This window comes from Sandarakinorhabdus rubra (genome assembly GCF_010994245.1).
In the GTDB taxonomy this organism is placed as follows: Bacteria; Pseudomonadota; Alphaproteobacteria; order Sphingomonadales; family Sphingomonadaceae; genus Sandarakinorhabdus; species Sandarakinorhabdus rubra.
On sequence record NZ_WMHO01000126.1, the window covers coordinates 1 to 7,641 of the forward strand.

At 69.8% G+C, this 7,641-nt stretch carries 6 protein-coding genes and 1 pseudogene; 4 read left to right on the plus strand and 3 right to left on the minus strand.

What is annotated here, in order from left to right; translation table 11 throughout:
- The 3 genes from GJV64_RS08870 to GJV64_RS08880 all read left to right on the plus strand — a co-directional run.
- Positions 1 to 1,707: CHAT domain-containing protein (locus GJV64_RS08870; protein ID WP_164156899.1), on the plus strand; the 1,707-nt coding region annotated here is incomplete at its 5' end.
- A gap of 6 nt (positions 1,708 to 1,713) precedes the next feature.
- Positions 1,714 to 3,708 carry an adenylate/guanylate cyclase domain-containing protein gene (locus GJV64_RS08875; protein ID WP_235927672.1) on the plus strand — a complete coding sequence of 665 codons (1,995 nt, stop codon included), beginning with the start codon at positions 1,714 to 1,716 and terminating at the stop codon, positions 3,706 to 3,708.
- Positions 3,709 to 3,727: 19 nt separating this feature from the next.
- Positions 3,728 to 4,393 (plus strand): hypothetical protein, encoded by a 666-nt coding sequence (locus GJV64_RS08880; protein WP_164156900.1) that lies wholly within the window; start codon positions 3,728 to 3,730, stop codon positions 4,391 to 4,393.
- Here GJV64_RS08880 and GJV64_RS08885 read toward each other — a convergent pair.
- The gene (locus tag GJV64_RS08885; RefSeq protein ID WP_164156901.1) at positions 4,384 to 5,391 is read right to left on the minus strand and encodes an aspartyl protease family protein; all 1,008 of its coding nucleotides are present in this window, start codon (positions 5,389 to 5,391) and stop codon (positions 4,384 to 4,386) included. The two genes, GJV64_RS08880 and GJV64_RS08885, sit on opposite strands and share 10 nt — an antisense overlap.
- 210 nt (positions 5,392 to 5,601) lie before the next feature.
- Between GJV64_RS08885 and GJV64_RS08890 the strand changes: the two genes are divergently transcribed.
- Positions 5,602 to 6,195 carry a TMEM165/GDT1 family protein gene (locus GJV64_RS08890; RefSeq protein ID WP_164156902.1) on the plus strand — a complete coding sequence of 198 codons (594 nt, stop codon included), beginning with the start codon at positions 5,602 to 5,604 and terminating at the stop codon, positions 6,193 to 6,195.
- On the opposite strand, the gene GJV64_RS08895 is transcribed toward GJV64_RS08890, so the two are convergent.
- Positions 6,188 to 7,384 (minus strand): CaiB/BaiF CoA transferase family protein, encoded by a 1,197-nt coding sequence (locus GJV64_RS08895; protein WP_164156903.1) that lies wholly within the window; start codon positions 7,382 to 7,384, stop codon positions 6,188 to 6,190. The two genes, GJV64_RS08890 and GJV64_RS08895, sit on opposite strands and share 8 nt — an antisense overlap.
- An 11-nt stretch (positions 7,385 to 7,395) precedes the next feature.
- Positions 7,396 to 7,641: pseudogene (locus tag GJV64_RS08900) on the minus strand (hydantoinase B/oxoprolinase family protein); the annotation flags it as partial.

Consider the following 7,641-nt stretch of genomic DNA (forward strand, 5'->3'; position numbering starts at 1 on the left):
GCCGCGCCCGATACGCCGGGCGCTGGCCAGGTGCTGCGCCCGCTGCTGGGGCCGTGGTTTGCCCAGCTTGCGGCCAGCGGGGATGCAGCGGCCGCCGCGGATCTGTTCGATGCCAGCCAGATCCTGGTGCGCCCCGGCGTGGCGCAAACCCAGGCGGTGCTGGCCCGCGAGCTTTCGGGGGGCAGCGATGCCGCCGCCGGGCTGTTCCGCCAGTCCATCACCCTGTCCCGCGATATCGTGCGCAGCCAGGGCGACATCGCCCGCCTGTCGCAGCTGGAGGCGCCCACCCCGGTGGAGCGCGAGCAGCTGGACTCGCTGCGGGAGCGGGTGGCCACGCTGGGCGCCGAGCAGACCGCGATCCTGGCGCAATTGTCGGCCTTTCCGCGCTATCGCAGCATTTCAGGAACCAGTGTCACGCTGGCCCAGCTGCAACAGGCGCTGCAGCCCGGTGAAGCCTATTTCAAGCTGATCCTGGTGGGTGATGATGCCTATTCGCTGGCACTGAACCGGGAGACGGCTGCGGTGATCCGGCTGGCCGCTGGCCCGGCTGCGCTGGGCCAGATGGTCAAGGCGATCCGCGACACGGTGGTGCTGTTCGAGAATGGCCGGCCCACCACCTATCCCTTCGATGCCGCCGCCGCGCGCCGCCTGTTTGGCCTGCTGACGGGCCCCGATGATGGCCCGGTGTCGCGGCTGGTTCTGGCCAGCCGGCACCTTGTGGTGGAACCCGATGGCGCAATGCTGCAATTGCCCTTCAACCTGCTGATCACGGCTGACACCAACATGGCCGCCTATGCCGCGCGCCAGGCCGATGAGAATGCCGATGCCTTCGATGCCCGCGGTCTTGCCTGGCTGGGCCGCGACCGAATCATCTCCACCGCCACGTCGCCGCGCGCCTTCATCGATGTGCGCGGCCTCGCCGGTAGCCGCGCCGGCAAGGCCTATCTGGGCCTCGGCGAGAACCGGGTGCCAGACGCCGGCACGGCCATGGCCAGCGCCATTCCCGCCGGCGTGCTGGCCGCCACGGCTGCCGATTGCGACTGGCCGCTGGCCGAATGGCAGCACCCCATTGCGGCTGCCGAACTGCAGCTCGCCGCCGGGCTGCTGAAGGCCGGCGGCGCCGATGTTGTGACCGGAGCCGCCTTCAACGACAATGCGCTGATGGCGCGGCCCGACCTTAAGGATTATCGTGTGCTGCACTTCGCCACCCACGGGCTGGTGACGGCGCCGCGCCCGCAATGCGCGGCACGCCCGGCCCTGCTGACCAGCTTTGGCGGCAGTGACAGCGATGGCCTCCTGAGCTTCCGCGAGATCTTCGACCTGTCGTTGGATGCCGACACCATCATCCTGTCCGCCTGCGACACGGCCGGCGCCGCCAGCGCTTCGGCCACGCGCGAGGCCGGCATCACCACGGGCGGCAATTTCGCCCTCGATGGCCTGGTGCGCGCCTTTGTGGGGGCCGGCGCCCGCGCGGTGATCGCCAGCCACTGGCCGGTGCCGGACAGCTATGACGCCACCGCGACGCTGGTCACCGGCCTGTTCGCCGATGCCGGGCAACAGAGCGTGGGCGAAGCCTTGCGTCGCAGCCAGGTGGCGATGATGGACGCGGTGGAAACCTCCCATCCCTATTACTGGTCGGGCTTTGCCATCATCGGCGACGCCGCCAAGCCGCTGTTGACGCCGGCCGCGCCGACCCGGGGTCGCTGAGGCCGGGTGAGAGGCAGCGCCCGCCTCGGCGATGGCTTTGCAACCCTGCGCCAGGCGATTGGCCAGGCCGGCCCGCTGCGCCTGATCGTCACCGGGCTGGTGTTGCTGCTGGCCTTGCTGATGGCGCGCTACAGCTGGAACCTGCCGCTCGCACTCGCCGCCGAGCGCGGCCTCTATGACGTGCGCGCCGACCTCACCGCGCCGCGCGTCGATCAGGATGACCGGGTGGTGCTGGTGGTGTTCACCGAGGAGACGCTGGCCGCCACCGGCAAGCGCTCGCCGCTCGATCGCACCATGCTGGCCCGGGCGCTGACCAATCTCGATGCGCTGGGCCCCCGCGCCATCGGAGTGGATATCCTGATCGACCAGCCGCAGCCGGAGGATCCGGCGCTCACGGCGGCGTTGAAGGCCATTCACACGCCGACCTGGTTCGGCTTTTCCAGCAATGCCGAGAACGGCGAGTTCATCATGCCCTGGCAGGAAGCCCATATGCGGGCCTATTTTGCCGGTGTCGCCAACGCTCCGGTGCGCACCGCCAACATCCGCCTCGATGTCGACAGCGACAACGCGTGGCGGCAATGGCCCCGCCCGGCGCGCCAGCCGCCGCCGCTGCTGGTCAATGCCATCACTGGCGTGAAGGGCTATGAGGGCCACCAGGGCTCGGTGAGGCTGCGGCGGCCGCAGTTTGCCGACCGGCCGGTGTTCGCCTCGCTGCCCATCGACCTGTTCGGCAATGCCGAGACCGCTGCCGCCCTGAAGGACGCGATTGCCGGCAAGATCGTGCTGGTCGGCGCCGACCTGCCGGAGGTGGACCGTTTCATCACGCCCTTCACCCGGCTGTCAGGCCAGACCACACCGGGGGTCGAACTGCATGCCGTGCTGATTGCCCAGGCGCTCGATGGCGCGGTGCTCACTCCCTTGCCATCGGCAGTGATGTGGGCGCTGGCGCTGGCCGCGGTGCTGCTCGGCGCATTGACTGGTGGGTTCGACGCCAGTGCGCGGCTGCTGATCCCGTTTGTCATCGTGGAGATTTTTGCACTCGGCTGGCTGCCCTACGGGCTCGCCGGCCAGGGCTATGACACATATGGCCTGCCGTGCGCCGGCCTTGGGGTGGGTTGGCTGCTGGCCCTGATGGCGGCCTCCACCATGGCACGCATCGTCGGCGCCGAGCAGCGGCGCTTCGCCCAGGGCGCGCTTGGCAAATATCTGCCGCGCGATGTCGCCCAGCAGATCCTGCGCGAACCCGAACGGCTGCAATTGAGCGGCGAACGGCGGCCGGTGTTCGCGCTGTTCAGCGATATCGAGGGCTTCACCTCCATGTGCCAGAGCCAGCCGCCGGAGGTGGTGGCGTCGACGCTCAACGAATATCTCGACACCATGAGCGAGGTGGTGCTGAAGCACGGCGGCACGCTCGACAAGTTCGTCGCCGATGCCGTGGTCGCCTTCTGGGGGGCGCCGATCGCGCGCGACGATGATGCCCGCCGCGCGCTGGCCTGCGCGGTGGAGATGGTCCAGGCCGGGGAACGCTTCCGCATCGCCGAAGCCGGCCGCCCGGCGATGGGGCGCACCCGGGTGGGCCTGCACTGGGGTGACGTGGTCGTCGGCAATTTCGGCGGCGAAGGGCGGATCCAGTATACGGCGCTGGGCGATGCCATGAACGTCGCCGCCCGGCTGGAGGGCGCCAACAAGTCCTTGAAAACCGCGGCGCTGGTCAGCCGCGAGGCCGCCGAACAGATGGGCCTCGACCGCTTCCGGGCGATGGGCCGGGTGCGGGTGCGCGGCCGCGAGAAGCCGATCGACGTGTTCGAGCCGCTGGCGCTGGCCAGCGCCGGGCCGGAACAGGCCGGCGATGCGCTGCTGGCAGCGATAGCGGCCGGCGACGGCGCGGCACTGGCCGCACTCAGGCAGCGTTCAGCCGCTGCACCGCAAGACACGGCGCTGGCGTATCTGGTAAGACGTCTCGAACAGGTGGGACCGGGAGGTGTCTATGATCTCGATTAGGCTGTTGGCCGTCACCTTGATGCTGGCCATGCCCGCGGTCGCCGTGGCCGGGCCGTTGGTTGTGCGCGCCGCCGGTCCATCTGCCCCGCAGTTCCGACCCGGCATGCGCCTGCCCGACACGCCGCTCACCCTGAAGGCTGGCGATTCCATCGTGGTGCTCGATGCGCGCGGCACCCGCAGTTTTTCGGGGCCTGGCACCTTCAGCCTGGCCGCGCCCAGCGCCGCCGCCGGCGAGGTCGCCTTTTCCGACCTTCTGGTGCAGAAGCCGGCGCGGCGGGCCCGCATCGGGGCGGTGCGCGCCGGCGGGCAGGACCAGGGGCCGCCCACGCCGCCCGGCGTGTGGACGCTCGATATCCGGGCCAGCGATACGGTGTGCGTGCTTGATCCGACCAGCATTGCCCTGTGGCGGGCCGATACGGCGGCTGCCCAATCCTTGCGCATCGCCCGCGACGATGGCGCCAGCGGCACGGTCAGCTTTGCTGCCGGTCAGGCGACGGCCGCGTTGCCGGCGGCGGTCGCGGGACGCGCTGGCACGCTCACCATCAGCGGCGGCAAATCAGTGGTCACCCTGACGATCAAGCAGGTGACGGCTGCTGCGGACGTGGGAGCCCTGGGCATCGCGTTGGTGGAGGCTGGCTGTCAGAGCCAGTTCGAGCGGCTGGCCGCCAACACGCTTCAGAACTGAACGGTCGCAAACGGCCGCAGGGTGGAGCCGGGCCGCAGGGTGAAGCGCACCTTGCGGTTGCGGAAATCGAGGCTCACGCGCCGGAAGCTGGCCAAGAGGTCTGAGCCCAGGAAGATGGCCGGCTGTTCCGACAGGCCGAACAGGGCGAACGGCGGCGCATCGGCAAAGGCGATCAGGACATTGTTGAGCATCAGCCCGCCGATGCGCACATCGTCGAGCACGACGGCCTGGGCCTTCAGCACCTGGCCCGTCACCGAGATCAGTTCGATCTCGCGCATGCCATTGGGGATGCGCGTGCCGAACAGGCGTTCGCGAAGCGCCTGGTTGCCCAGCGTCAGCTCGCTGCCCGTATCGATCACCGCGGCCACCGGGCGGCCGCGCACTGACGCCTGGGTGATGATCAGCTGGCCCTTGCGCCGCTTGGCGGTGACCAGGATCTCGCCGCCCATCGATGTGTAGGGCTGGCGCGAATCCTGCACGGTGACAGTGCGCTTGTCGAAATCGAGCATCAGCCGCTGATCGGCCAGCGCATCGATGCCGATCAGGCCGTCGGCGCCGAGGTGGCGGGCAGGCAAGGCCGGGGCGGTGATCGGCCCCACTTCCGACTGGCCCAGCGCCAGCGCCGCCACCTCGACCGTGGCGACGCTGACTGCGCCGGCCATGCCCTGCACCTTCACGCTTTCGCCGGCCGGCAGTGCCAGGCGCAGCGCCAGGCCCTCGCTCACCACCGAACGGTCGGCGCCCGAGTCCACAAGGAAGCGGTGGGGGCCGTTGTCGTTGACCTTGACCTCAATGAACAGGCGCTTCTTCAGCTGTTCCGCCTCCAGCTCCTCGCCGCTGATCTCCAGATTGTTGTCGATGGTGGCCGGCGCGATCAGCGGTGAACCGGCGGGCGCAGGTGCAGCAGGCCCAAGTGTAGCGGGTTGGGGGATGGCGGGCGGCAATGAGGCCACGGGCAGGCTGGCAGCCGCCGCCAGCAGCAGGGGAAACAGCGACATGGCATCAGTGTGCGCCGTGGACGCCTGCGTCGCAAGCTGCTATCGCGCATGCGTCAACCGGGGAGTAGCCCCCAATGGCGCCATCAACAGGCTTGGCCGGCACGGCCATGGTGGCGCCGGCTCCCGATCAGGGAGCGGGCAAGACCGATGACATCGCGGCCGCACCCGGCGGGCCGTGGTGTCATGCGTGTCTGCCGGGGGAGCGTCGTCATGCCGGATCTTGCCGCAACCCTTTTCACGTCAACAGGCCTGGTCGCGCTGGCCGAAATGGGGGACCGCACCCAGCTGCTGTCGGTGCTGCTGGCGGCGCGTTATCGCCGGCCGGTGCCGATCATCGCCGGCGTCGCCGTTGCAACGCTTGCCAATCACGCGCTGGCGGCCTGGGCTGGCGCGGCGCTGGCCAACTGGTTTGCCGGGCCAGCGTTTCGCACGCTGGTCGGGCTGGGCTTTCTGGCCACGGCGGCGTGGCTGCTGGTGCCTGACAAACCCGACGACGCACCACCAACCCCGCGCGGCGGCCTGTTCCTGACCACGCTGGTCGCCTTCTTCCTGGCCGAGATCGGCGACAAGACACAGATTGCCACCATCGGCCTTGGAGCCCGATTCGGCGATGCTCCGGTCGATGTCCTGGCCGTCACGCTGGGCACCACGCTCGGCATGATGCTGGCCAACGTGCCGGCCGTCCTGCTTGGGGATCGCCTGCTGGCCAGACTGCCGCTGCGGTTCTTGCAGCGGCTGGCCGCCGTGCTGATGGCTGCCCTGGGGTTGGCGATGGTCTGGCAGGCGGTGGGGCCGCTCAGATGATCCCGCGCGCCTTCAGATCGGCGAGCGCGGCGGCATCCAGCCCCAGCATCTCGCCATAGACGTCCGCGTTGTCGGCGCCGATGCTGGCCGGCGCCGGACGCCGCACCCGCCCCGGGGTGGCCGAAAGTTTCGGGAAGACATTCTGCATCTTCACCTCGCCCCAGCGAGGGTGGGGGACGCCGATGATCGCCTCGCGCGCCTGGAAGTGCGGATCGTCCAGCATGTCCTGCGGGCGATAGAGCCGCCCGGCCGGCACGCCGGCATCGATCATCTTCTGCTCCAGTTCGGCGATGGTCAGCGTGGCGGTCCACGCGCCGATCAGCGCATCCAGCTCCTCCTGGTGCCGACCGCGCGCCACGTGGGTGGAATAGCGTTCGTCGTCGGCAAGGTCAGGCCGGCCCATGGCCTCGCACAGGCGGCGGAACACCGTGTCCTGGTTGGCGCCGATCAGATATTCGCCGTCGCGGCACGGGTAGACGTTGGACGGCGCGATGCCCGGCAGCACCGAGCCCGAGCGTTCGCGTACATAGCCCGAGGCGACATACTCCGGCACCAGCGATTCCATCACCTGCAGCACCGCTTCATACAGGGCGGAATCGACCACCTGGCCTTTGCCGGTGCCATGGCGATGGTTGAGCGCGGCCAGCGCCCCCAGCGCGCCATAGGTGGCCGCCAGGCTGTCCCCGATCGAGACGCCCATGCGGCTGGGCGGGCGATCGGGATCGCCGACGATGGCGCGCCAGCCGCCCATCGCCTCGCCGATGCCGCCAAAGCCGGCGCGGGCGGAATAGGGGCCTGACTGGCCATAGCCCGAGACGCGCACGATGATCAGGCCGGGATTCAGCGCGTGCAGCTCCGCCGGAGCCATCCCCCATTTCTCCAGCGTGCCGGGGCGGAAATTCTCGATGAGGATATCGGCCTTGGCGATCAGCTGCCGGGCCAGCGCCTGGCCTTCGGGTTCGCGCAGGTTGCACGACACGGCGCGCTTGTTGCGGGCCACCACTTCCCACCACAGCGGATAATCGCCGCGCCCCCACACGCGCATCGGATCACCCTGACCGGGCGGTTCCAGCTTGATCACGTCGGCGCCCATGTCGCCCAGCAACTGCCCGCAGAAGGGCCCGGCAATCAGCTGGCCCATCTCCACGACCCTGATGCCGGCCAGCGGGCCGGTGTTATCCTCGGTCATCGCTGCTGTCCTTATTCGGCCGCAATGGCTTGCGCGTGCCACTGCGGCGGCCGCGGCGCCGGCAGGCCGGTTTCGGCGAGGCAACGGGCGCGCAGCTCCTCCACCGTGCCGCCGCGATTGAAGATGGCGGGCTCGGCCGCCTGCGCAGCGGCCAGTTCGGCACGCAGCGCGGCGGTGGCGGCGGCATCGACCCGGCCCTCGCCATCGGCGACCACGCCATAGGCGCGGGCGCCCGCCGCGCTCACCCGGCCCTGACG